Below are 25,160 nucleotides of genomic sequence, written 5' to 3'. Positions count from 1 at the left end.
CTGGTTAACTGGCGTGTCGTGGTTGACCCGCGGGCCTGCGGCTACAGTGCATGCTGTGATCGGCAGTGGGAGAGGTAGCGGTGCGGCGTAAGGTGCGGAGGTTGACTCTGGCGGTGTCGGCGTTGGTGGCTTTGTTCCCGGCGGTCGCGGGGTGCTCCGATTCCGGCGACAACAAACCGGGAGCGACGATCCCGTCGACACCGGCAAACGCTGAGGGCCGGCACGGACCCTTCTTCCCGCAATGTGGCGGCGTCAGCGATCAGACGGTGACCGAGCTGACAAGGGTGACCGGGCTGGTCAACACCGCCAAGAATTCGGTGGGCTGCCAATGGCTGGCGGGCGGCGGTATCTTGGGCCCGCACTTCTCCTTCTCCTGGTACCGCGGCAGCCCGATCGGGCGGGAACGCAAGACCGAGGAGTTGTCGCGCGCGAGTGTCGAGGACATCAACATCGACGGCCACAGCGGTTTCATCGCCATCGGTAACGAGCCCAGTTTGGGTGACTCACTGTGTGAAGTCGGAATCCAGTTCTCCGACGACTTCATCGAATGGTCGGTGAGTTTCAGCCAGAAGCCGTTCCCGCTGCCGTGCGACATCGCCAAAGAACTGACCCGCCAATCGATTGCGAATTCGAAATGAGACGTGTCCTGGTCGGTGCGGCCGCCTTGATCACCGCACTGCTTGTCTTGACCGGCTGCACGAAGTCGATTTCGGGTACCGCCGTCAAGGCGGGTGGGGCCGGTGTCCCGCGCAACAATAACTCCCAGGAGCGCTACCCCAACCTGCTCAAGGAATGTGAGGTCCTGACCACCGACATCCTGGCCAAGACCGTCGGTGCCGATCCGCTCGACATCCAGAGCACGTTCGTCGGCGCGATCTGCCGGTGGCAGGCGGCCAACCCGGCCGGTCTGATCGATATCACCCGGTTCTGGTTCGAGCAGGGCAGTCTGAGCAATGAGCGCAAGGTCGCCGAGGGCCTGAAGTACCAGGTCGAGACCCGCGCGATCCAGGGCGTGGACTCGATTGTGATGCGGACGGGCGATCCCAACGGCGCCTGCGGCGTCGCCAGCGACGCGGCGGGAGTGGTCGGCTGGTGGGTCAATCCCCAGGCTCCTGGTATCGACGCCTGCGGGCAGGCGATCAAGCTGATGGAGCTGACGCTGGCAACCAACGCCTAGCGCTGGGCGAGGCGGGAGCGTGGGCGTGAGCGCGCGCAGTTGTACGGCACTAACGGCGTGTCGGGGTACAGACACGCGCGCTCGCGGGTTCGGCTGCCTTCAAAAGGAAGTACGCGGCTGACGGTTTGCGGAGCAAGAGCACCTCTACCGTGGCACGTGAAAGCCGACCAGCGCGGCACACCCCGGTTCGACGTCTGCCCAGTGTCCGGCGACGCGTAGCACGGCGATCCCCGACGTCGGGAACTTCTCCGAGATGCGTTCCGCGACAGCGGCGTCGGTGCCGCTGATGCTGGCCAGGACGATGGCAAGGGCCGACGTCGTTGGCTCGTGCCCGACCACAAGCAGTGTGGTGACGTTGTCGCCAACCCGGTTGATCTCCTCGATCACTGTTCCGGGTGCCGCGCCGTAGAGCCGCTCGGCGTAGCGAGCGGGTGCGTCGATGCCGGTGTGCGCCAAGGTCTGCCGGGCGCGCGTAGCCGTGGAGCACAGCACGGCATCGACGGCCGGCAGGTTGGCGCGCAGCCAGCCACCGGCCAGCCCGGCCTCCCGGATACCCCGCGGCGCTAGCGGCCGGTCATGGTCGGCGATCCCGTCCGGGTACGCAGACTTCGCGTGTCGCATCAGCACCAGGTTGCGGTATTGCTCATTCACTGGGCTGACGTTAGTTCAGTGACGTGCCCGGGATCGCTACGGTTGGTCGTCGTCCTGGTCCCCGCCGCGCTCCGCTGGCATGGGACAGACTTCGTTGCGATCGCCTAGCTCGAGCCGAGGCGTCAGCCATAGGGCGCTGATAGGTAGGGCGAGCATTCTGTGCCCAAAGGATAGGGCTGGCATCGCCCGGGCAAGCACGGGCGGCATGCTGCCCCGCCGGTGAGTCCGCGCCCGGGACCTGCCGGGCGAGGTCCCGCGCCTTGTCGGTGTGCAGACCTACACTCGCTTTGCGTTGACAGCCACGCACTCAGGAGGGATGGGATGCGATTCCTGCACACTGCCGACTGGCAGCTCGGCATGACGCGTCACTTTCTCGCCGGTGACGCCCAGCCGCGATATTCTGCTGCCCGCCGTGACGCAGTCGCTGGACTAAAAGCGCTGGCCGCCGATGTGGGCGCCGAATTCGTCGTAGTCGCCGGTGACGTCTTCGAACACAATCAGCTCGCGCCACAGATAGTCGGTCAATCCTTGGAAGCCATGCGCGTGATCGGCCTTCCGGTCTATCTGCTGCCGGGTAACCATGACCCGCTGGACGCTTCGTCGGTGTACACCAGCACGCTGTTTCGAGCCGAACGGCCGGACAACGTTGTGGTGCTCGACCGAGCTGGCGTCCACGAGGTCCGGCCGGGAGTCCAGATCGTCGCGGCGCCGTGGCGGTCCAAGGCGCCCACCACCGACCCGGTTGCCGAGGTGCTGGCCGGCCTGCCCACAGACGCCGCTATTCGGCTGCTCGTCGCCCATGGGGGTGTCGACGCGCTGGACCCCGACCACGACAAACCGTCGCTGATCAGGCTCGCCGCACTCGACGACGCGCTGACTCGACAGGCGATTCATTATGTGGCCCTAGGTGACAAACATTCGCTTACCCAGGTCGGCAGCAGCGGGCGGGTCTGGTACTCCGGTGCACCGGAAGTCACCAACTTCGACGACGTCGAACCGGACCCCGGTCACGTCCTAGTGGTCGACATCGACGAAAGCGACCCGCGACATCCCGTCACCGTCGACGCCCGTCGCATCGGCCGCTGGCGGTTCGTTACGTTGCACCACCAGGTCGACACCAGCCGGGACATCGCCGACCTGGACCTGAACCTGGATCTGATGACGGACAAGGACCGCACCGTGGTGCGGCTGGCCCTGACCGGTTCGCTGACGGTCACTGACCGCGCCGCATTGGATACCTGTCTGGACAAGTACGCGCGGTTGTTCGCCTGGCTGGGTCTGTGGGAACGTCACACCGACCTAGCGGTGATACCCGTCGACGCCGAGTTCACCGACCTCGGCATCGGGGGGTTCGCCGCCGCGGCCGTCGACGAGCTAGTCGCGACCGCGCGCGGGGGTGACGACGAGTCCGCCGTCGATGCCCAGGCGGCGCTGGCACTGTTGCTGCGGCTCGCTGACCGGGGAGCGGCGTGAAGCTGCACCGGCTGGCCCTGACCAATTACCGCGGCATCGCACACCGTGACGTCGAATTCCCCGATCATGGAGTGGTGGTGGTGTGCGGCGCCAACGAGATCGGCAAGTCCTCCATGGTCGAGGCGCTGGACCTGCTGCTCGAGTACAAGGACCGCTCGACGAAGAAGGAAGTCAAGCAGGTCAAGCCGACCAACGCTGATGTCGGCTCCGAGGTCATTGCCGAAATCAGCAGCGGCCCTTATCGTTTCGTCTACCGCAAGCGTTTCCACAAGCGGTGCGAGACGGAGTTGACCGTGCTGGCACCGCGCCGCGAGCAGCTGACCGGCGACGAAGCGCACGAGCGGGTCCGGACGATGTTGGCCGAAACGGTCGACACCGAACTGTGGCATGCCCAGCGGGTGCTGCAGGCCGCCTCGACGGCCGCGGTGGATCTGTCTGGCTGCGACGCGCTCTCGCGTGCGCTCGATCTCGCCGCCGGTGATGACGCCGCGCTGTCGGGCACCGAGTCGCTGCTCATCGAGCGGATCGAGGCCGAGTATGCGCGCTACTTCACCCCGACCGGGCGCCCCACCGGAGAATGGTCCGCGGCGGTCTCTAGGCTGGCGGCCGCCGAGGCCGCGGTGGCCGACTGCGCGGCGGCGGTAGCCGAGGTCGACGACGGGGTTCGTCGCCACACCGAGCTCACCGAGCAGGTGGCTGAGCTGTCGCAGCAACTACTTGCTCACCAGCTGCGGCTCGAAGCTGCGCGAGTCGCCGCCGAGAAGATCGCCGCAATCACCGACGACGCCCGCGAAGCCAAGCTGATCGCTACTGCCGCGGCCGCGACCAGCGGCGCTTCCACCGCCGCACACGCCGGACGGCTGGGCCTGCTCACCGAAATCGACACGCGCACTGCGGCCGTCGTTGCTGCGGAGGCAAAAGCGCGGCAGGCCGCAGACGAGCAGGCGACGGCGCGCGCGGAGGCCGAGGCCTGCGATGCCGCGCTCACGGAGGCAACCCAGGTATTGACGGCCGTCCGCCTTCGCGCCGAGTCGGCCCGGCGCACCCTCGACCAGCTCGCCGACTGCGAGGAGGCCGACCGGTTGGCCGCCCGGCTGGCCAGGATCGACGACATCGAGGGTGATCGCGACCGGGTCTGCGCGGAGCTGTCCGCGGTCACGCTGACCGAGGAGCTACTGAGTCGGATCGAACGTGCTGCGGCAGCCGTCGATCGCGGCGGTGCACAGCTGGCGTCGATCTCCGCGGCGGTGGAGTTCACCGCCGCCGTCGACATCGAGCTCGGCGTCGGCGATCAACGGGTGTCGCTGTCCGCGGGCCAAAGCTGGTCGGTCACTGCCACCGGCCCCACCGAGGTCAAGGTTCCCGGCGTCCTGACCGCACGGATCGTCCCGGGCGCGACCGCACTCGACTTTCAAGCCAAATATGCTGCAGCACAACAGGAATTGGCTGATGCGCTGGCGGCTGGAGAGGTCGCTGACCTAGCCGCCGCACGCTCCGCCGATCTGTGCCGACGCGAACTGCTGAGCCGCCGCGATCAGCTGACCGCCACTCTGGCCGGCCTGTGTGGCGATGAACAGGTCGACCAACTGCGTTCCCGCCTGGAACAGTTGTGTGCCGGTCAACCGGCCGAGCTCGATCTGGTTTCGACGGATACCGCTACGGCCCGCGCTGAATTGGATGCGGTCGAGGCGGCTCGAATCGCCGCGGAGAAGGACTGCGAGACCCGCCGTCAGATCGCTGCTGGCGCCGCTCGCCGGCTCGCGGAGACATCCACGCGGGCAACGGTTCTACAGAACGCAGCGGCCGCCGAAAGCGCCGAGCTCGGTGCGGCCATGACTCGGTTGGCCTGTGAGCGGGCGTCCGTGGGCGACGATGAGCTCGCCGCCAAGGCCGAGGCCGACCTGCGGGTACTGCAGACGGCCGAGCAGCGAGTGATCGACCTGGCCGACGAGCTCGCAGCTACGGCGCCGGACGCGGTAGCCGCCGAGCTGGCCGAGGCCGCCGACGCCGTCGAGTTGCTGCGCGAACGTCACGACGAGGCCATTCGCGCGTTGCACGAGGTCGGCGTCGAACTCTCGGTGTTCGGCACCCAGGGCCGCAAGGGCAAGCTTGATGCCGCCGAAACCGAGCGTGAGCACGCCGCCAGCCACCACGCGCGGGTCGGGCGCCGGGCCCGGGCCGCCAGGCTGCTCCGCTCGGTGATGGCACGCCACCGCGACACCACCCGGCTGCGCTACGTCGAGCCATACCGGGCGGAGCTACATCGGCTCGGCCGCCCAGTGTTCGGGCCCTCTTTCGAGGTCGAGGTCGATACCGATTTGCGCATCCGCAGCCGCACCCTGGACGACAGAACCGTGCCCTACGAGTGCTTGTCGGGCGGGGCCAAAGAACAGCTTGGCATCCTGGCGCGATTGGCCGGCGCGGCGCTGGTCGCCAAGGAGGACGCCGTTCCGGTGCTGATCGACGACGCGCTGGGGTTCACCGATCCGGAGCGACTAGCCAAGATGGGGGAGGTCTTTGACACCATCGGCGCCGACGGACAGGTGATCGTGCTGACGTGCAGTCCCACCCGATACGGCGGTGTCAAAGGAGCGCACCGCATCGATCTGGACGCCATACAGTGAGCCCGAAACGGGGACATGCGATGGACACTCAGAGCGACTACGTCGTGGTCGGTACCGGCTCAGCCGGGGCGGTTGTGGCCAGCCGGCTTAGCACCGATCCGGCCACGACGGTGGTGGCCCTGGAGGCGGGGCCGCGTGACAAGAACAGATTCATCGGCGTCCCAGCGGCGTTTTCCAAGCTGTTCCGCAGCGAGATCGACTGGGATTACCTAACCGAACCGCAGCCGGAGCTCGACGGCCGCGAAATCTATTGGCCTCGTGGCAAGGTGCTCGGTGGCTCGTCGTCCATGAACGCAATGATGTGGGTGCGTGGATTCGCATCAGACTACGATGAGTGGGCCGCGCGAGCCGGTCCGCGGTGGTCGTACGCCGACGTGCTCGGCTACTTTCGCCGCATCGAGAACGTCACCGCTGCCTGGCACTTTGTCAGCGGTGACGACAGCGGAGTAACCGGTCCGTTGCATATTTCCCGGCAACGCAGCCCAAGATCGGTGACCGCAGCGTGGCTGGCAGCCGCACGTGAGTGCGGATTTGCCGCTGCGCGGCCGAATTCCCCTCGACCGGAAGGCTTTTGCGAGACCGTCGTCACCCAGCGCCGCGGTGCTCGATTCAGTACTGCCGACGCCTATCTGAAGCCCGCGATGCGCCGTAAAAACCTCCGTGTGCTTACCGGCGCCACTGCTACCCGGGTGGTCATCGACGGCGACCGGGCCGTCGGCGTGGAATACCAAAGCGACGGTCAAACCCGCATCGTCTACGCCCGCCGCGAGGTGGTGCTCTGCGCTGGTGCCGTCAACAGCCCTCAGCTGCTGATGCTCTCCGGCATCGGCGACCGCGACCACCTCGCCGAACACGACATCGACACCGTTTACCACGCGCCCGAGGTCGGGTGCAACCTGCTCGATCATCTCGTCACGGTGCTGGGTTTCGACGTCGAAAAGGACAGCTTGTTTGCCGCCGAGAAGCCCGGCCAGTTGATCAGCTACTTACTGCGACGCCGCGGCATGCTCACCTCCAACGTCGGCGAGGCGTACGGATTTGTCCGCAGCCGACCCGAACTGAAGCTGCCCGATTTGGAGTTGATTTTTGCCCCGGCGCCGTTTTACGACGAAGCGCTGGTTCCACCGGCTGGTCACGGTGTGGTATTCGGCCCGATTCTGGTCGCGCCGCAAAGCCGTGGCCAGATCACGCTGCGGTCCGCCGATCCGCATGCCAAGCCTGTCATCGAACCGCGTTACCTGTCCGATCTCGGTGGCGTAGACCGGGCCGCCATGATGGCGGGCCTGCGGATATGCGCGCGGATCGCGCAGGCCCGCCCGCTCAGAGATCTCCTTGGGTCCATCGCGCGACCGCGCAACAGCACCGAGCTGGACGAGGCCACTCTCGAGTTGGCGCTGGCCACTTGTTCGCACACCCTGTACCACCCGATGGGCACCTGCCGCATGGGCAGCGACGAGGCCAGCGTGGTGGATCCGCAGCTGCGGGTCCGCGGTGTCGACGGACTCCGCGTCGCCGACGCGTCGGTGATGCCCAGCACGGTTCGTGGGCATACGCATGCGCCGTCGGTGCTGATCGGGGAGAAGGCCGCCGACTTAATCCGCAGCTGAGCTGGTCGCCGCCGGCTCAGCGTCGCATGAACCCGATGGCGGTGTAGTCCAGGTCTGCCAGACCCGTCGCGCCGAAGTTGGCCAGCGTGCTGCGGACCGCAACGGTGCCGGGCGACTGGGTAAGCGGCAGGCTGAATCCTTCGGCCCAGATCAGCTCGTCGACCTGGTTGGCCAAGGCCCTCGCCTTGCCGGGATCGAGTTCTGCCAGCGTTCGCTCGATCGCGGCGTCGATTTGCGGGCTACCGATCTTGCCGAAGTTGCTTTCCCCGTCCGAAGCGTAGATCTGGGTGAGCGATGACAGCGGAAACGCGTCGCCCACCCAGCCGAACTGTGCGATGTCGAAAGCCCCCACGTTGACGTAGTCGCTGAAGAAACCGCTGCCGGACTTGGCCTGAAGTTCGAGTTTGACGCCGATCTGCGCCAGGGTGTGTTGGGCGATCTGGGCGAACTGCCGGGTGCTTTGTGCGTCGTAGAACAGATCGCGGATGACGAGCTGGCGACCGTCCTTCTCCCGGAACGCGCCGCTTCGCCTCCAGCCCAGGGCGTCCAGCTCCCGTTTCGCTTGTTCCGGGTTGTAGGCGACAACGCCGCTGTTGTCCTGGTAGCCGTCTTGGCCGGCGACGAAGACGTGGTTGTTCAGTGGCACCGGGTCGCTGGTGAGGCCGTATTGGGCGACCCTGGCGATGGTGTATCGGTCGATGCCCTTGGCGATCGCCAGGCGCAGCGCCTTGTCGGCGAGGATCGACCCAGGCGCACCGTTGAGGGTGAAGTGATACCAGCTGGGCCCGGGGGCGCGCCGGATCGAGATGCCCTTGGTGCGCGCCGCGATGGTCAGCTGGTCCAGTGTGCCGACGCCGGTGGCGTCGATTGTGTTGTTCTGCAGCGCCGGCAGCCGGGCGGCATCATCGAGCACCAGGTATGTGATGCTGTCCAGGCGTGGCCGTGCCCCCCACCATCTCGGGTTACGGGTCAACACGATTCGCTGCGCGGTGCGGTCCAGGGCAGACACGACGAACGGACCCGCCGACGGACCGGGCCCATCGAGTTGACCCTTATTGAATGCCTCGGGTGTGGCGGTCATACTGGCCGGCAGCAGCATGCCGTTGCCCGCGAACATACCGCGCCACTCCGCGTACGGCTTGGCGAACGTCACCACGGCCTGCCGGTCGTCGACCCCTCTGGTTACCGACGCCACACGCTCGGCGCCGCTGCTAGAAGCGATCTCGAATGCCTTGTCGGCGCCGCTGATCGCATGAATCTGGCTGGCGATGTCCCGCCAGGTGATCGGGGTCCCGTCGGACCACACCGCCTCGGGATTGATGGTGTAGGTGACCACCTGCGGGGCGGTCCTGGTCAGCTCGATGCTGGTGAAGTAGTTGGTGTCGACCGTCGTCGAGCCGTCCGGTCCGATGATGAACGCGCGCGGCAAGGTGGCTTTCATCATCGCCGCGACCTCGGCGTTGTTGCCGTCGATGTGCAAGATGTTGAAGTTGGGCGGAAAGTCGGTGAGCGACAGGCGAAGATTGCCGCCGTCTTGCAACGTGGCGGGATCCTGCTGATTGATGTCGCTGGTGGTGCCAACCGCGGCCCTGCGGTCCGCAGTGGGCGCGAGTTCGAGTTGGGTACCGGAGGCCGAGCATCCGGTGAGCACCATAGCCACGACGAGCGGTGTTAATAACGCGAAAGCCCAATATCGAGTCTGCGTCCAGGGTCTGGATTTCCCCTGAAACGACGCCCTGAGCGCAGACGCGATGCCCGGGGCGCAGCCTCGTCGCTGGCCACGGTCAGCCACGACGGGCCGGATCCGGTTGCGGTACCGCGCCCAGCAGTCGCCTGGTGTACTCGTGTTTCGGATTGCCGAAGACCTCCTCACTGTCGCCCTGCTCAACAACGGTACCGGCAAGCATGACCGCCACCTGGTGGGCGAGGTGTTTGACCACCGAAAGATCGTGGGAAACAAATAAATATGACAACCCGAACTGCTCTTGGAGGTCGAGCAGCAGGTTGATGATCCCGGCCTGAATGGAGACATCGAGTGCCGACACCGGTTCGTCGAGTGCCAGGATCTTGGGTTGGAGCGCCAGTGCCCGCGCGATGCCGATGCGCTGCTTCTGACCGCCGGAGAACTCGGCGGGATAACGACTGGCGTCGCCGTGGCGCAGTCCGACGATATCGAGCAGCTCGGCGACCCGCGCGTGAGTCTCGTTCTTGCCGAACCCATTGGCCTGCAATGGTTCGGCAATCAGATCGAAGACCGGCAGCCGCGGGTCTAAGGACGCCACCGGGTCTTGGAAGACCACCTGGATGTCGCGGCGCAGCGATCGGCGTTCCGCTGTCCCCAGCGTGGCGACGTCAGTGCCGAGGACTTCGATCGATCCCGATTGCGGCGCAGCCAGCTCCAGGATCTCGTGCAGGGTGGTCGACTTGCCCGAACCGGATTCGCCGACGATACCCAACGTGCGGCCCTGCCGGAGTTCGAGACTGATGCCGTCGACCGCGCGGACCTCGCCGATCGCCCGGCGCAGCACCACGCCCTTGGCCAGCCGGTAGGTTTTGACTAGATGACGTACCCGCACGACCACCGAGGCGTCGCCGAGTGCAGCCGGGCGGGCCTCGGTTTTGACCCGGTAGATGTCGGCGGCGCTGCGCCCGGTGACCAGCTCGGTGCGGATGCAGGCCGCCCGGTGATCGGTAGCGACGTCAAGCAATTCGGGTTCCGCGGTAAGGCATTCGTCGATGACTAGCGGGCAGCGCGGCGCGAACGGGCAACCCGGTGCCAAGCCCGCCAGCGACGGGGGCGCACCCGGTATCGGCACCAGCCGGGTGCCCTGCGCGGCATCCAGCCGGGGGACCGAGCCTAAAAGCCCCACGGTGTAGGGCATCCGGCGATCGCGGTACAGATCATTCACCCCGGCCGACTCGACGACCCGTCCGGCGTACATCACCAGCGCCCGGTCGGCGAACTCGGCCACGACGCCGAGGTCGTGGGTGATGATCAGCACCCCGGCGCCGGTGACGTCGCGCGCCGCCTTGAGGACGTCGAGGATCTGCGCCTGCACCGTGACGTCGAGCGCCGTGGTCGGTTCGTCGCAGATCAACAGGTCGGGATCGTTGGCGATCGCGATGGCGATCACCACGCGTTGGCGTTCGCCACCTGAAAGCTCATGCGGAAACGCACGGGAACGCCGCTGCGGCTGCGAAATACCGACCAGGTCAAGCAGTTCCACCGCACGCCGACGAGCGGCCTTCTTGCCAACACGGGGCTGGTGCACCTCGATGGCCTCGGCGATTTGGTCGCCGACGGTGTAGACAGGGGTGAGCGCAGACATCGGATCCTGGAACACCGTGCCGATCGCCTTGCCTCGAAACCGGGACATCGCGTTGTCGGCAAGCCCCAACAGTTCGGTACCCTGTAGCCGAACCGAACCACGCACCTGCGCGTACTCGGGCAGCAGGCCCACCACCGCCATCGCCGCTGCGGACTTACCTGAACCCGATTCGCCCACCATCGCGACCACCTCGCCGGGCTCGACGCGGTAGCTGATCCCGCGCACCGCGGTCACCGGATCGCCATCGGTCCTGAAGGTGACGGCCAAATCGGTCACCTCGAGCAGGGGGCTCATCGCACACCACGGCGCAGGGATCTGCTGGCTGGGTCCAGCGCGTCGCGCAGGCCATCGCCGGTCAGGTTGGCGCACACCAGAATCAACACCAGGATACTGGCGGGAAACAAGAACACCCACGGGAACGCGGTCGCGGATGCGGTGCCGTCGGCGATCAGGGTGCCCAGCGACACATCCGGCGGTTGAATACCGAAACCAAGGAAGCTCAACCCGGTTTCGGCCAGGATGGCGGCGGCAACATTGAGGGCGGCGTCGATGATCAAGATGGATGCGACGTTGGGCACCACATGGCCGACGATGATCCGGCGGCTGGAGACACCCATATATCGTGCGGCCCTGATGAATTCGCGTTCTCGCAAGCTCATCGTCATCCCGCGCACCATGCGAGAGCTGATCATCCAGCCGAAGCCGGCCAACAACAAGACAAGAAACATGATGTTTGCCGAGTTCTTGGTTCGCGGGGTAACGATGGCGATCAGGATGAAGCTGGGCACTACTAGCAGCAGATCGACCACCCACATCAGTGTCCGGTCCCGCCAGCCGCCGAAATATCCCGAGATCGCTCCAACCGTGGCAGCGATACCAGTCGAGATCACCGCAACGCAAACACCAATCAGCATCGACTTCTGCATGCCACGCAGCGTCTGCGCCAGCAGATCTTGGCCCAGCGCGTTAGTGCCCAGCCAGTGCTTGGTGCCCGGCGGCTGCAGCAATGCGTTGAAATCAAGGTCGTCGTAGGAGTAGGGCAATAGTGGGGGCAGCGCATAAGCGCTGACGAACAGCAGGAGCAGCGCCGCCAGCGACGCCACCGCGGCCCGATTGCGTAGGAACCTGCGCACCACTAGGGTGCGCCGCGAGGCGAATTCCGTCATGACACCCGTACCCTCGGGTCCAAAGCCGCGTAGATCACGTCCGAGAGCAAACCGGCCAGCAACACGACCGCGCCGGAGAACACGGTAATTGCCGCGACGATGTTGGTGTCCTGAGTCGAGATACCGCGGACCATCCATTCACCCATGCCGTGCCAGCCGAAGATCTTCTCGACGAAAACCGCTCCGGTGACCAACCCGGCCACCCCGTAGGCGAACAGCGTGGCCATCGGTATTAGCGCCGTTCGCAGGCCATGCTTGAGTAGGGCCCGTCGTCGGGTCAGCCCCTTGGCGCGGGCGGTGCGAATGAAATCCTGGCCGAGGACATCCAGCATCGCGTTGCGCTGGTAGCGGCTGAACCCGGCGGCGGCCGCCAGCGCCAACGTCAGCGATGGCAGGATCAAATGCTGCAACCGGTCGCCTAGCCGATCCCACACCCCGCCGGCAACGCCGGGTGACGTCTCCCCGGTGTAGTCGAAAAGCTGGATGCCCACTGCCCAGTTGACCCGCAGGGCGCCCAGGATCAACAGGTTGGCCACCACAAACGTCGGTGTGCTCAACACCAGCAGCGCCAGCGTGGTCATGACGCGGTCGCTGAGCCGGTACTGCCGGATGGCACCCCACGCCCCGATCACCACACCGGCCACCGTGCCGAATACCGATCCAACGACCAGCAGCCGCAGGCTGACTCCGATCCGGCGCCCCAGTTCGGTACCGACAGGCTGGCCGGTGATGGTGGTTCCGAAGTCGCCACGGACGGCATGCGATACCCAGTTGGCGTAGCGGGCCAGTATGGGTCTGTCCAAGCCGAGATCGTGTGCCTTGGCATCGATAACCGCTTGCGGTGGGCGCGGACTGCGTTGCATCAGGCTTTCCAGCGGCGAGAACGCCAGCGAGGTCAGGCAGTACGTCAAAAACGACGCCAGCGCCAGCAGCACCAGGTAGTTGAGCAACCGGCGGGCCAGATAGCGCGTCATGCCCAACCACCGCGTCGCATTGGGACAGGGTAGCGAGCCCGGCGATGGCGTGCCGCCAGCGCGCCGGTTGATGGGGTCACCCGTGATCCGGATGGTTCCGCTCGGGCCGATTCTGATGCGTGAAAACTGGGTAACCGGTTGTTAAAATTCACCGCGGCGTCGATCTGAGTAGCAAAGTCCACACCGCGATACCCGAGGAGGCCCGCGTGACGGTTACCGACGACTACCTGGCCAACAACGTGGACTACGCGAGCGGTTTCAAGGGCCCGCTACCGATGCCGCCGAGCAAACACATCGCAATCGTGGCGTGCATGGACGCCCGGCTGGACGTCTACCGCATGCTGGGCATCAAGGAGGGCGAGGCACACGTCATCCGCAACGCCGGATGCGTGGTCACCGACGATGTGATCCGTTCACTGGCCATCAGCCAGCGGCTGCTGGGAACCCGCGAAATCATCCTGCTGCACCACACCGACTGTGGGATGCTGACTTTCACCGACGACGACTTCAAGCGCGCCATCCAGGACGAGACCGGCATCAGACCCACGTGGTCGCCCGAGTCGTACCCCGACGCCGTCGAGGACGTCCGTCAGTCGCTGCGCCGCATCGAGGTCAACCCGTTCGTCACCAAGCACACGTCGCTGCGCGGCTTCGTCTTCGATGTCGCCACCGGCAAACTCAACGAGGTCACGCCCTAGCAGCCCGAGCCGTCAGCCTAGGGCGCACTGGCGCACCGGCAGCCCGCCGAGATGGGGCTGCGTTGACAGCGATAGGGAAGCCTGGTTGCATAGATGGCAATAACCATAAATATGGTCAATCCTACCGGATTTATCAGGTATGAGGACGTGGAACAGGAAGCCATGACCAGCGATGTGACGGTGGGCCCCGCACCCGGCCAGTACCAACTGAGCCATCTGCGCTTGCTGGAGGCCGAAGCCATCCACGTCATCCGGGAGGTGGCCGCCGAGTTCGAGCGGCCAGTGCTGTTGTTCTCGGGGGGCAAGGACTCCATCGTCATGCTGCACCTGGCGCTGAAGGCGTTTCGGCCCGGGCGACTGCCGTTCCCGGTCATGCACGTCGACACCGGTCACAACTTCGACGAAGTTATCGCTACCCGAGACGAGTTGGTCGCCGCGGCCGGGGTGCGGCTGGTGGTGGCGTCGGTGCAGGACGATATCGATGCCGGTCGGGTCGTCGAGACCATCCCGTCGCGAAATCCGATACAGACCGTGACGCTGCTGCGGGCCATCCGGGAGAACCAATTCGACGCGGCATTCGGGGGAGCCCGGCGCGACGAGGAGAAGGCCCGCGCCAAGGAGCGGGTGTTCAGCTTCCGCGACGAGTTCGGCCAGTGGGACCCGAAGGCTCAGCGGCCGGAACTGTGGAACCTCTACAACGGACGGCACCACAAGGGCGAGCACATCCGGGTCTTCCCGCTGTCCAACTGGACCGAATTCGACATCTGGTCCTACATCGGCGCCGAGCAGGTCAGGCTGCCGTCCATCTATTTCGCCCACCGGCGCAAGGTGTTTCAGCGCGACGGCATGTTGCTGGCCGTGCACCGGCACATGCAACCGCGAGCCGACGAGCCGGTGTTCGAGGCCACGGTGCGATTCCGCACCGTCGGGGATGTTACCTGCACCGGGTGCGTCGAGTCGTCGGCATCGACGGTCGCGGAAGTCATCGCCGAAACTGCGGTGGCCCGCTTGACGGAGCGCGGGGCGACCAGGGCTGACGACCGGATCTCGGAGGCTGGAATGGAAGACCGCAAGCGGCAGGGATACTTCTGATGACGACGCTATTGCGGCTGGCGACAGCGGGTTCCGTCGACGATGGCAAGTCCACGCTGATTGGGCGGCTACTCTACGACTCCAAGGCTGTGATGGAAGACCAGTGGGCGTCGGTGGAGCAAACGTCCAAGGACCGGGGCCACGACTACACCGACCTGGCTCTGGTCACCGACGGCCTGCGGGCCGAGCGGGAACAGGGCATCACCATCGACGTTGCCTACCGCTACTTCGCCACTCCCAAGCGGAAATTCATCATTGCCGACACCCCGGGACACATCCAATACACCCGCAACATGGTGACCGGTGCGTCCACCGCCCAACTGGTGATCGTACTGGTGGATGCCCGGCACGGCTTGCTGGAGCAATCCCGCCGGCACGCCTTCATGGCGTCGCTGCTGGGCATCCGCCACCTGGTGCTCGCGGTCAACAAGATGGACTTGCTTGGCTGGGACCAAGAGAAATTCGACGCGATTCGAGACGAATTCCACGCCTTCGCGGCCCGCCTCGACGTGCAGGACGTCACCTCCATCCCAATCTCCGCGCTGCACGGCGACAACGTGGTGACCAAATCCGACCAGACGCCCTGGTACGAGGGACCGTCGCTGCTGTCGCATCTCGAAGACGTCTACATCGCCGGTGACCGCAACATGGTCGACGTGCGATTCCCGGTCCAGTACGTCATCCGGCCGCACACCCTCGAGCATCAAGACCACCGCAGCTACGCGGGCACCGTGGCCAGTGGGGTAATGCGTTCAGGCGACGAAGTTGTCGTGCTGCCGATCGGTAAGACCACCCGGATCACCGCGATCGACGGCCCGAACGGCCCGGTGGCAGAAGCGTTTCCGCCGATGGCGGTTTCGGTGCGGCTCGCCGACGACATCGATATCTCGCGTGGTGACATGATCGCTCGCACCCACAACCAGCCCAGGATCACACAAGAATTCGACGCGACCGTGTGCTGGATGGCCGACAACGCGGTGCTAGAGCCCGGCCGCGACTACGTTGTCAAGCACACCACCCGAACCGTCCGCGCGAGGATAGCCGGGCTGGATTACCGGCTCGATGTCAACACCCTGCATCGCGACAAGACCGCAACGGCGTTGAAACTCAACGAACTGGGCCGTGTTTCGCTGCGCACCCAGGTGCCGTTGCTGCTTGACGAGTACACCCGCAACGCTAGCATCGGCTCGTTCATCCTCATTGACCCCGACACCAACGGAACGGTGGCGGCGGGCATGGTGTTACGCGACGTCTCGGCCCGCACGCCTAGCCCGAACACGGTGCGGCACAGATCGCTCGTCACTGCGCAAGATCGGCCGCCCAGGGGCAAGACGGTGTGGTTTACCGGACTGTCCGGCTCCGGCAAGTCGTCGGTGGCCATGCTGGTTGAGCGGAAGCTACTCGAAAAGGGCATCTCCGCTTACGTTCTGGACGGCGACAACCTACGGCATGGCCTCAACGCCGACCTGGGCTTTTCCATGGCCGACCGCGCGGAGAACCTGCGCCGGCTGTCGCATGTGGCCACACTGCTCGCCGATTGTGGCCACCTGGTGCTGGTGCCGGCGATCAGCCCCCTTGCTGAGCACCGTGCCCTGGCTCGTAAAGTGCACGCTGATGCGGGAATCGACTTTTTCGAGGTGTTCTGTGACACCCCGCTGCAGGACTGTGAGAGGCGTGATCCCAAAGGGTTGTACGCCAAAGCGCGTGCGGGTGAGATCACGCACTTCACCGGGATCGACAGCCCATATCAGCGGCCCAAGAACCCAGACCTACGGCTTACGCCGGATCGCAGCATAGACGAGCAGGCGCAGGAGGTTATCGACCTGTTGGAGTCATCGTCTTAGGCCGGCCTGGTTGCTCTGCTGTCCCTGGCAAGCGGGTGGCACAATCCTGAAGCATGCGGATGTCAGCTAAGGCGGAGTACGCGGTGCGGGCGATGGTCCAGCTCGCCACGGCCGCCAGTGGCACCGTGGTCAAGACCGACGATCTGGCTGCGGCCCAAGGCATACCACCGCAGTTTCTCGTCGATATCCTGACCAACCTGCGCACCGACCGCCTGGTGCGAAGCCACCGCGGTCGCGAGGGTGGTTATGAATTGGCGCGTCCGGGCACCGAGATCAGCATCGCCGACGTATTGCGCTGCATCGACGGACCGCTGGCTAGTGTCCGCGATATCGGACTTGGCGACCTGCCCTACTCGGGCCCCACTACCGCGCTGACCGACGTTTGGCGCGCGCTGCGCGCCAGTATGCGGTCGGTGCTGGAGGAGACCACGCTGGCTGACGTTGCCGGTGGCGCGCTGCCCGAGCACGTCGCCCAGCTCGCCGACGACTATCGCGCGCAGGAGAGCACGCGGCACGGCGCCTCGCGCCATGGTGACTAGCCGCCAGAGCCATCGGCAGGGCCTGCCTGAGCCAGGTGCAACCGAAGGAGTCAACGAATGGTCAGCACACATGCGGTTGTCGCGGGGGAGACGCTGTCGGCGTTGGCGTTGCGCTTCTATGGCGACGCGGAACTGTATCGGCTGATCGCCGCCGCCAGCGGGATCGCCGATCCCGACGTCGTCAATGTGGGGCAGCGGCTGATTATGCCTGACTTCACGCGATACACCGTTGTTGCCGGGGACACGCTGTCGGCATTGGCTGCGCGCTTCTATGGCGACGCCTCCCTATATCCGCTTATCGCCGCCGTCAATGGCATCGCCGATCCTGGCGTCATCGACGTCGGGCAGGTACTGGTCATATTCATCGGGCGTAGCGACGGGTTCGGCCTAAGGATCGTGGACCGCAACGAGAACGATCCCCGCCTGTGGTACTACCGGTTCCAGACCTCCGCGATCGGCTGGAACCCCGGAGTCAACGTCCTGCTTCCCGATGACTACCGCACCAGCGGACGCACCTATCCCGTCCTCTACCTGTTCCACGGCGGCGGCACCGACCAGGATTTCCGCACGTTCGACTTTCTGGGCATCCGCGACCTGACCGCCGGAAAGCCGATCATCATCGTGATGCCCGACGGCGGGCACGCGGGCTGGTATTCCAACCCGGTCAGCTCGTTCGTCGGCCCACGGAACTGGGAGACATTCCACATCGCCCAGCTGCTCCCCTGGATCGAGGCGAACTTCCGAACCTACGCCGAATACGACGGCCGCGCGGTCGCCGGGTTTTCGATGGGTGGCTTCGGCGCGCTGAAGTACGCAGCAAAGTACTACGGCCACTTCGCGTCGGCGAGCAGCCACTCCGGACCGGCAAGTCTGCGCCGCGACTTCGGCCTGGTAGTGCATTGGGCAAACCTGTCCTCGGCGGTGCTGGATCTAGGCGGCGGCACGGTTTACGGCGCGCCGCTCTGGGACCAAGCTAGGGTCAGCGCCGACAACCCGGTCGAGCGTATCGACAGCTACCGCAACAAGCGGATCTTCCTGGTCGCCGGCACCAGTCCGGACCCGGCCAACTGGTTCGACAGCGTGAACGAGACCCAGGTGCTAGCCGGGCAGAGGGAGTTCCGCGAACGCCTCAGCAACGCCGGCATCCCGCATGAATCGCACGAGGTGCCTGGCGGTCACGTCTTCCGGCCCGACATGTTCCGTCTCGACCTCGACGGCATCGTCGCCCGGCTGCGCCCCGCGAGCATCGGGGCGGCCGCAGAACGCGCCGATTAGCCGCACCACGTATACCCCGCGGGCAGGTGGCCGCTGGCCGATAGCCTCATGTGTGTGAGCGTGGGCGAGTCAGTTGCGCAGTCGCTGCAACAGTGGGATCGCAAGCTGTGGGACGTGGCGATGCTCCACGCGTGCAACGCCGTCGACGAGACCGGCAGGAAGCGCTATCCCACGCTGGGCGTCGGCACTCGATTCCGGACGGCGCTACGGGATTCACTCGACATTTACGGAGTGATGGCCACGCCTGGCGTCGACCTGGAAAAGACTCGCTTCCCTGTCGGGGTGAGATCGGACTTGCTGCCGGATAAGCGCCCCGACATCGCCGACGTCCTGTATGGAATTCACCGGTGGTTGCACGGTCATGCTGACGAATCCTCGGTTGAATTCGAAGTAAGCCCGTACGTGAACGCCAGTGCCGCACTCCGCATTGCCAATGACGGCAAAATTCAGCTGCCAAAGTCCGCAATACTGGGTTTGCTGGCCGTTGCCGTGTTTGCGCCGGAGAACAAGGGCGAGGTCATTCCCCCGGACTATCAGCTCAGCTGGTATGACCACGTGTTCTTCATCAGTGTTTGGTGGGGGTGGCAAGACCATTTCCGCGAAATCGTCAACGTCGACCGGGCATCGCTGGTCGCCCTCGACTTCGGCGACCTGTGGAATGGCTGGACGCCAGTTGGGTAATCCTGGTCGCTTGTCGCCCCGCCGGGCTGGGTTAGATTGCCCGGCTCCTCAACCCGCCGTTTCGGCGTGCATCGTCGCCGGGCTAGGTTAGATTGCCCGGCTCCTCAACCCGCCGTTTCGGCGTGCATCGTCGCCGGGCTAGCCGTCTCGGTCAGCGGACCGGATCGTCGACGCCGCCGCCTGCGCGGCGGCTACCTGGCCGAACGTGGACGGCGGCGGCGCTAGAGTCCCGGGGCGCTCGACGACCTCGGTCGCCCGCGCCGCGGCACCGAGAACCATGGCCCGGTCGGATTCGTCCGCGAACTCGCGCTGTGCTGCCCGCACGACCAGGGCAATTTGGGTTTGCACCGCTACACGGCGCGACGGGTCGACGCAGTTCTGGGCGACCGCGCTGAGCAGCTGCAGCAGCGCAGTGAGCACCAGCGGCTCACGCGAGCCGTAGCGGCGGATCTGGGCACATCCGACGTGCAGGTAGGTGGCGAAGCTGGGGTACGGCAGCCAGAAGAGGAGCTCCCCGGCGCGGTCGCGGCGCACGTCGTCCGGCAGCGCCCGCGATGCCAGCACCGACTCCACGGCCGAAAGATGGTGCACGACTTGGATCGCCGTGTACGGGTCGTTGAGTGCGGGCGATAGTGCCCGCAGCGCGATATCCACCATCTGCCGCAATCCGAAGCGGATGTCCTGCTGCAGGGTGCGCTCGAATCCGATGTGCACATGACGTAAGCAGCGTTGCGGGAAGTCAGACCCTGGCGCGCCCGGCGCGGTGCCCCTGCGCCAGCACCAGCCGAGCAGGCCCCCGGCGGTGACGTAATCGCCGACGAAGGTAACCAGCAGCGCCGTATACCGGCTGGCTGCCGCCAATTCGGCGATGTCGTCGACGTCGACGGTTTGTAGGTAACCCGAGTGCGGGGCCAACAGCGGCACCGCATCAGCCGGGGGGCTGGGCGGTGTCTCTACTTGTCGATCCGCCGTATCCGATTCCGGATACAACTGGTCAACCAGCCCCAGCGTGCGCAGCCGCACCTTGTCCATGATCGTGTCTATCTGGATCGAGTGCATGAGGTGGTGCAGGAAGTAGATCAGCGCGGCGATGCTGACGAATGCCAGCGCGAGTGACCCGGTGACCGCGACTTTGGGAATGAACGCCCCGCCGTCGCGGTGCTCCCCGACGGTGTGTAGCCCACCGGTGCTGTAGGCGAAGGTGCAGGCAAAGATCGCCAGCACCACCTGGTTGGGCACATCGCGCAGGAAGGTTCGTAGCAACCGCACCGAGAACTGGCTGGAGGCGATCTGTAGGGACAGCACCGTCAGCGAGAAGACGATGCCGATGGTGGTGATCATCGTGGCCGACACCACGATCAGCACGCCTCGGGCGTCGCCTGGGGTGCCCTGAAACATCAGCTTGTCGATCAGCGTGCCGGATTTCACGGGAATCATCGACAGGACCGCTCCCGACCCCAGACCGATCGCAACGCCGAATGTCGGCAGCACCCAGACTGCGCCCTGTAAGTAATCCAGTATGGCTTTGCGACGGTTGAGCATGCTGGTTGCGGTCACCGAATAAGCATGCACCCATCCGCGAGCACTAGGCGGAACTACGTAACACTTCGATGCGGCAGTAGAAGCATTTTTCCGCTCTCGCTTCGCCGAGCGTGCACTCATGGCGAGTTTCCGGCCGTTAACCCCAAGTGATCGCTGCAACACTTGGCCAGAGGTGTTGGCGCTGCATGGGTTATCAGAAGGGGTTTCGGGGTCGGGGGGATCGGGTGGCCGATGGGGTGCAGGGGAAGTTCTGGAAGGCGCTCGAATCGGGGTTATCGCCGACGGTGTGTCCTGCTTTCCTACCAAGGCCGACTGCAGGCGGATCCGTGGCGTGCCGGTGTTCGACGGCTATACGCGGATGGTCGCCCGGCTGATGGGATCGCTCGCCGTGTTGCGGTCGGTGAGCATTCCAAAGGGCTACCGGGACTTCGGCTTTGGCAGTCTACGTGCGGTGGCGCCGAAAAACTGCCCGGACGTGAGTGGCTGAGGCGGCCCAATTTCGGACTAGGATTTCTGGCCGCTGGAAGTCACTGATGACACCGTACGTCACCCTTGATCGACAAGTGCGGATGTGGGGACCCGTCCGGGGTCCCCACATCGTGGTGGTCGCTGTTTAGCTCGAGGTCACGTACTGCGGGCAGTAGGCCGACGCGGCGTCAACGGCGAACGTCTTGGCGCCCTTGGCGCTCAGACCGGTCGCCTTGGCCACCGCCTTGATGACCGCTTTGGCCGAGTGACCCTCGTCGAGGGCGTCGCAGACGGCGTGCGCGTCCTTGATGGCGCGCGCTGCGCTCGGCGGAGTGATCCCGTCCGCCTGCAGCTGCGCGAGGAACGCTTCGTCGGTCGAGCTTGCGCTGGCGGTCCCGGCGAAGCCGAGTGCGGCCAGGCCCAAAGTGGCGGCAGTCAAGGTGGTGCCAACCATGGAGGCGGCGAAACGGCGAGTGAACATTGATGATCTCCTTGTGCTGATGTCATCGGAGGTTGCGCTGGTTTGCGTGCCCTCAGAATCAGCACCGGGCCTTGACAGATTCTCAATAAATCCTTGGCAATATCGATACCGGTTCGACGGTGTCCCGACAGTGCAAGGAGAACGGTCCGCCATGGCTGTGCCGGAGCGCGTCAGGCGAATGAGACAACACGGAACGTGCACTCGGCGCACCGGGTCGCCAGCAACGCGGCACGCGGGGCGCCCTGGTTCTTACCCCGACGAATTTGAGAGCGAGACCACGAAGCCAACTATGCGGCCGCCCTCGCGGGTGGCGCCGATCACATTGTTGTAGCCATGCGTGAGGCTAGATCAACCCTTGTGCCCCCGGCAGGATTCGAACCTGCGGCCTTCTGCTCCGGAGGCAGACGCTCTATCCCCTGAGCTACGGGGGCGCACGACGACACGTTGCGCCATGGGGCCCCGCCAGAGTAGCGCATCGCGGCTACCCACTGACCACCGCAACGGATTCGAAGCCCAACCACCTCAGCCCATAGGATGGACGTTCGTGACCCCCGCTGACCTGGCTGAGCTGCTCAAAGCGACCGCGGCCGCGGTGCTGGCCGAGCGCGGCCTCGATGCCTCCGCGTTGCCGCAGATGGTCACGGTGGAACGCCCGCGCATTCCCGAGCACGGCGACTATGCCAGTAACCTGGCGATGCAGCTCGCCAAGAAAGTCGGCACCAACCCGCGTGAGCTGGCCGGATGGCTTGCCGAGGCACTGACAAAGGTCGACGGTATCGCCTCGGCGGAGGTGGCCGGGCCGGGCTTTATCAACATGCGGCTGGAAACCGCCGCCCAGGCTAAAGTCGTTACCAGCGTTATCGACGCCGGCCACAGCTACGGTCACTCGCTGCTGCTGGCCGGGCGCAAGGTCAACCTGGAATTCGTCTCCGCCAACCCCACCGGACCGATCCACATCGGCGGTACCCGTTGGGCCGCGGTCGGTGACGCGCTGGGCCGTTTGCTCACCACCCAGGGCGCCGACGTGGTCCGCGAATACTATTTCAACGACCACGGCGCCCAGATCGACCGATTCGCCAACTCCCTGATCGCCGCGGCCAAGGGCGAACCCACGCCCCAAGACGGCTACGCGGGCAGCTACATCACCAACATCGCCGAGCAGGTGCTGCAGAAGGCGCCTGACGCGCTGAGTCTGCCAGACGCAGAGTTGCGCGAGACCTTCCGCGCAATCGGCGTCGACTTGATGTTCGACCACATCAAACAGTCTCTGCACGAGTTCGGTACCGACTTCGACGTCTACACCCACGAAGACTCGATGCACACCGGCGGCCGGGTCGAGAACGCCATCGCCCGACTCCGCGAAACCGGCAACATCTACGAGAAGGACGGCGCAACCTGGTTGCGCACCAGCGCATTTGGTGACGACAAGGACCGCGTCGTGATCAAGAGCGACGGCAAACCGGCATATATCGCCGGTGATCTCGCCTACTACTTGGACAAACGCCAACGCGGTTTTGACTTGTGCATCTACATGCTCGGCGCCGACCATCACGGCTACATCGCCCGGCTAAAGGCCGCGGCCGCCGCCTTCGGTGACGACCCGGCCACCGTCGAGGTGCTCATTGGGCAGATGGTGAACCTGGTCCGCGACGGCCAACCGGTCCGGATGAGCAAACGTGCAGGCACCGTGCTCACCCTCGACGACCTGGTCGAGGCGATCGGCGTGGACGCCGCACGTTACAGCCTGATCCGCTCCTCGGTGGACACCGCGATCGACATCGACCTGGCGCTATGGTCCTCGGCGTCGAACGAAAACCCGGTCTATTACGTGCAATACGCGCATGCCCGGCTCTCAGCGCTGGCTCGCAACGCCGCCGAACTCGCCCTGATCCCGGATACAAACCACCTCGAACTGCTTAACCACGACAAGGAGGGCACGCTGCTGCGCACCCTCGGCGAATTCCCGAGGGTGCTCGAGACCGCGGCCTCCCTGCGGGAACCGCACCGGGTCTGCCGCTACCTGGAAGACCTGGCCGGCGACTATCACCGGTTCTACGACTCGTGCCGAGTGTTGCCGCAAGGCGACGAGCAGCCCACCGACCTGCACACCGCGCGCCTAGCGTTGTGCCAGGCCACCCGTCAGGTCATCGCCAACGGGCTGGCGATCATCGGCGTCACCGCACCGGAGCGAATGTGAACGAGCTGCTGCACTTAGCGCCGAATGTGTGGCCGCGCAATACTACTCGCGATGAAGTCGGTGTGGTCTGCATCGCAGGAATTCCACTGACGCAGCTCGCCCAGGAGTACGGGACCCCGCTGTTCGTCATCGACGAGGACGACTTTCGCTCGCGCTGCCGAGAAACCGCCGCGGCCTTTGGAAGTGGGGCGAACGTGCACTATGCCGCCAAGGCGTTCCTGTGCAGCGAAGTAGCCCGGTGGATCAGCGAAGAAGGGCTCTGTCTGGACGTTTGCACCGGTGGGGAGTTGGCGGTCGCGCTGCACGCTAGCTTTCCGCCCGAGCGAATTACCTTGCACGGCAACAACAAATCGGTCTCAGAGTTGACCGCTGCGGTCAAAGCCGGAGTCGGCCATATTGTCGTCGATTCGATGACCGAGATCGAGCGCCTCGACGCCATCGCGGGCGAGGCCGGAATCGTCCAGGATGTCCTGGTGCGTCTCACCGTCGGTGTCGAGGCGCACACCCACGAGTTCATCTCCACCGCGCACGAGGACCAGAAATTCGGGTTATCGGTGGCCAGCGGCGCGGCCATGGCAGCGGTGCGGCGCGTTTTCGCCACTGATCACCTGCGCCTGGTTGGGCTACACAGCCACATCGGTTCGCAGATCTTCGACGTGGACGGCTTCGAACTCGCCGCGCACCGTGTCATCGGCCTGCTACGCGACGTCGTCGGCGAGTTCGGTCCCGAAAAGACGGCACAGATCGCGACCGTCGATCTCGGTGGCGGCTTGGGCATCTCGTATTTGCCGTCCGACGACCCACCGCCGATAGCCGAGCTCGCGGCCAAGCTGGGTACCATCGTGAGCGACGAGTCAACGGCCGTGGGGCTGCCGACGCCCAAGCTCGTTGTGGAGCCCGGACGCGCCATCGCCGGACCGGGCACCATCACGTTGTATGAGGTCGGCACCGTTAAGGACGTCGATGTCAGCGCCACAGCGCATCGACGTTACGTCAGTGTCGACGGCGGCATGAGCGACAACATCCGCACCGCGCTCTACGGCGCGCAGTATGACGTCCGGCTGGTGTCTCGAGTCAGCGACGCCCCGCCGGTACCGGCCCGTCTGGTCGGAAAGCACTGCGAAAGTGGCGATATCATCGTGCGGGACACCTGGGTGCCCGACGATATTCGGCCCGGCGATCTGGTTGCGGTTGCCGCCACCGGCGCTTACTGCTATTCGCTGTCGAGTCGTTACAACATGGTCGGCCGTCCCGCTGTGGTAGCGGTGCACGCGGGCAACGCTCGCCTGGTCCTGCGTCGGGAGACGGTCGACGATTTGCTGAGTTTGGAAGTGAGGTGACC

21 protein-coding genes and 1 tRNA gene are annotated in these 25,160 nt (G+C 65.3%); 14 read left to right on the top strand and 8 right to left on the bottom strand.

What is annotated here, in order from left to right; all coding sequences use genetic code 11:
• Positions 1–80: 80 nt before the first annotated feature.
• Both ABQE93_RS26240 and ABQE93_RS26235 read left to right on the top strand, forming a co-directional pair.
• Positions 81–638 carry a DUF3558 domain-containing protein gene (locus tag ABQE93_RS26240; protein WP_003901123.1) on the top strand — a complete coding sequence of 186 codons (558 nt, stop codon included), beginning with the start codon at positions 81–83 and terminating at the stop codon, positions 636–638.
• Positions 635–1,177 carry a DUF3558 domain-containing protein gene (locus tag ABQE93_RS26235; protein WP_003900308.1) on the top strand — a complete coding sequence of 181 codons (543 nt, stop codon included), beginning with the start codon at positions 635–637 and terminating at the stop codon, positions 1,175–1,177. Before ABQE93_RS26240 ends, ABQE93_RS26235 begins: the two co-directional genes overlap by 4 nt.
• 144 nt (positions 1,178–1,321) lie before the next feature.
• Here ABQE93_RS26235 and ABQE93_RS26230 read toward each other — a convergent pair whose 3' ends face one another.
• Positions 1,322–1,828, bottom strand: a complete 507-nt coding sequence (locus ABQE93_RS26230; protein WP_003898805.1) for a SixA phosphatase family protein — start codon at positions 1,826–1,828, stop codon at positions 1,322–1,324.
• 321 nt (positions 1,829–2,149) lie between these two features.
• Here ABQE93_RS26230 and ABQE93_RS26225 point away from each other — a divergent pair, with 321 nt between their 5' ends.
• Genes ABQE93_RS26225 through ABQE93_RS26215 form a run of 3 tightly spaced genes read left to right on the top strand, consistent with a single transcriptional unit; the run spans position 2,150 to position 7,532 of the window.
• Entirely contained in the window at positions 2,150–3,301 is a 1,152-nt protein-coding gene (locus ABQE93_RS26225) for a metallophosphoesterase family protein (RefSeq protein WP_003911418.1), read from the top strand.
• Positions 3,298–5,925, top strand: coding sequence for an AAA family ATPase (locus ABQE93_RS26220; protein WP_003898806.1), 2,628 nt, complete (start codon positions 3,298–3,300; stop codon positions 5,923–5,925). The genes ABQE93_RS26225 and ABQE93_RS26220 overlap by 4 nt, the downstream gene beginning before the upstream one ends.
• A gap of 20 nt (positions 5,926–5,945) precedes the next feature.
• Positions 5,946–7,532: a GMC family oxidoreductase gene (locus ABQE93_RS26215; protein WP_003406598.1), complete on the top strand. Its 1,587-nt coding sequence runs from the start codon at positions 5,946–5,948 to the stop codon at positions 7,530–7,532.
• A gap of 16 nt (positions 7,533–7,548) precedes the next feature.
• On the opposite strand, the gene oppA is transcribed toward ABQE93_RS26215, so the two are convergent.
• The 4 genes from oppA to ABQE93_RS26195 are packed head-to-tail and all read right to left on the bottom strand — an operon-like array spanning position 7,549 to position 13,001.
• Positions 7,549–9,324 carry an oligopeptide ABC transporter substrate-binding protein OppA gene (gene oppA / locus ABQE93_RS26210; RefSeq protein WP_003900310.1) on the bottom strand — a complete coding sequence of 592 codons (1,776 nt, stop codon included), beginning with the start codon at positions 9,322–9,324 and terminating at the stop codon, positions 7,549–7,551.
• Entirely contained in the window at positions 9,317–11,155 is a 1,839-nt protein-coding gene (locus tag ABQE93_RS26205; RefSeq protein ID WP_003406602.1) for an oligopeptide ABC transporter ATP-binding protein OppD, read from the bottom strand. The genes oppA and ABQE93_RS26205 overlap by 8 nt, the downstream gene beginning before the upstream one ends.
• Complete coding sequence (locus tag ABQE93_RS26200) at positions 11,152–12,027, bottom strand: oligopeptide ABC transporter permease OppC (RefSeq protein ID WP_003406607.1); 876 nt, start codon at positions 12,025–12,027, stop codon at positions 11,152–11,154. Before ABQE93_RS26200 ends, ABQE93_RS26205 begins: the two co-directional genes overlap by 4 nt.
• A complete protein-coding gene (locus ABQE93_RS26195; RefSeq protein WP_003406613.1) occupies positions 12,024–13,001 on the bottom strand; it encodes an oligopeptide ABC transporter permease OppB in 978 nt (325 codons plus the stop codon). Before ABQE93_RS26195 ends, ABQE93_RS26200 begins: the two co-directional genes overlap by 4 nt.
• Before the next feature lie 206 nt (positions 13,002–13,207).
• Between ABQE93_RS26195 and canA the strand changes: the two genes are divergently transcribed.
• The 6 genes from canA (at position 13,208) to ABQE93_RS26165 (ending at position 19,130) form a co-directional block, all read left to right on the top strand.
• Positions 13,208–13,699: a beta-carbonic anhydrase CanA gene (canA, locus tag ABQE93_RS26190; RefSeq protein ID WP_003406616.1), complete on the top strand. Its 492-nt coding sequence runs from the start codon at positions 13,208–13,210 to the stop codon at positions 13,697–13,699.
• Positions 13,700–13,792: 93 nt separating this feature from the next.
• Positions 13,793–14,791 carry a sulfate adenylyltransferase subunit CysD gene (gene cysD, locus ABQE93_RS26185; RefSeq protein WP_003406618.1) on the top strand — a complete coding sequence of 333 codons (999 nt, stop codon included), beginning with the start codon at positions 13,793–13,795 and terminating at the stop codon, positions 14,789–14,791.
• Positions 14,791–16,635 carry a sulfate adenylyltransferase subunit CysN gene (cysC, locus tag ABQE93_RS26180; RefSeq protein ID WP_448438082.1) on the top strand — a complete coding sequence of 615 codons (1,845 nt, stop codon included), beginning with the start codon at positions 14,791–14,793 and terminating at the stop codon, positions 16,633–16,635. Before cysD ends, cysC begins: the two co-directional genes overlap by 1 nt.
• A gap of 53 nt (positions 16,636–16,688) precedes the next feature.
• Complete coding sequence (locus ABQE93_RS26175) at positions 16,689–17,174, top strand: Rrf2 family transcriptional regulator (protein WP_003406624.1); 486 nt, start codon at positions 16,689–16,691, stop codon at positions 17,172–17,174.
• A gap of 57 nt (positions 17,175–17,231) precedes the next feature.
• Positions 17,232–18,449: an alpha/beta hydrolase-fold protein gene (locus ABQE93_RS26170; RefSeq protein ID WP_010950518.1), complete on the top strand. Its 1,218-nt coding sequence runs from the start codon at positions 17,232–17,234 to the stop codon at positions 18,447–18,449.
• A 48-nt stretch (positions 18,450–18,497) separates the two neighbouring features.
• Positions 18,498–19,130, top strand: a complete 633-nt coding sequence (locus tag ABQE93_RS26165) for an Rv1289 family protein (protein WP_003406626.1) — start codon at positions 18,498–18,500, stop codon at positions 19,128–19,130.
• Positions 19,131–19,268: 138 nt separating this feature from the next.
• Here ABQE93_RS26165 and ABQE93_RS26160 read toward each other — a convergent pair whose 3' ends face one another.
• The gene (locus ABQE93_RS26160; protein ID WP_003406627.1) at positions 19,269–20,834 is read right to left on the bottom strand and encodes a DUF2254 domain-containing protein; all 1,566 of its coding nucleotides are present in this window, start codon (positions 20,832–20,834) and stop codon (positions 19,269–19,271) included.
• 10 nt (positions 20,835–20,844) lie between these two features.
• Here ABQE93_RS26160 and ABQE93_RS26155 point away from each other — a divergent pair, with 10 nt between their 5' ends.
• Entirely contained in the window at positions 20,845–21,159 is a 315-nt protein-coding gene (locus tag ABQE93_RS26155; RefSeq protein ID WP_003406628.1) for a hypothetical protein, read from the top strand.
• A gap of 126 nt (positions 21,160–21,285) precedes the next feature.
• Here ABQE93_RS26155 and ABQE93_RS26150 read toward each other — a convergent pair whose 3' ends face one another.
• Positions 21,286–21,621: a DUF732 domain-containing protein gene (locus ABQE93_RS26150; protein ID WP_003406629.1), complete on the bottom strand. Its 336-nt coding sequence runs from the start codon at positions 21,619–21,621 to the stop codon at positions 21,286–21,288.
• Positions 21,622–21,979: 358 nt separating this feature from the next.
• Positions 21,980–22,052 (bottom strand) — tRNA-Arg (locus ABQE93_RS26145).
• A gap of 113 nt (positions 22,053–22,165) precedes the next feature.
• Between ABQE93_RS26145 and argS the strand changes: the two genes are divergently transcribed.
• Positions 22,166–23,818 (top strand): arginine--tRNA ligase, encoded by a 1,653-nt coding sequence (gene argS, locus ABQE93_RS26140; RefSeq protein ID WP_003406630.1) that lies wholly within the window; start codon positions 22,166–22,168, stop codon positions 23,816–23,818.
• On the top strand, positions 23,815–25,158 hold the full coding sequence (lysA, locus tag ABQE93_RS26135; RefSeq protein ID WP_003406632.1) for a diaminopimelate decarboxylase: 1,344 nt from the start codon (positions 23,815–23,817) through the stop codon (positions 25,156–25,158). Before argS ends, lysA begins: the two co-directional genes overlap by 4 nt.
• Positions 25,159–25,160: the final 2 nt, after the last annotated feature.

This window comes from Mycolicibacterium sp. XJ662 (genome assembly GCF_053484035.1).
This window is presented reverse-complemented; position numbering and strand designations above follow the sequence as displayed.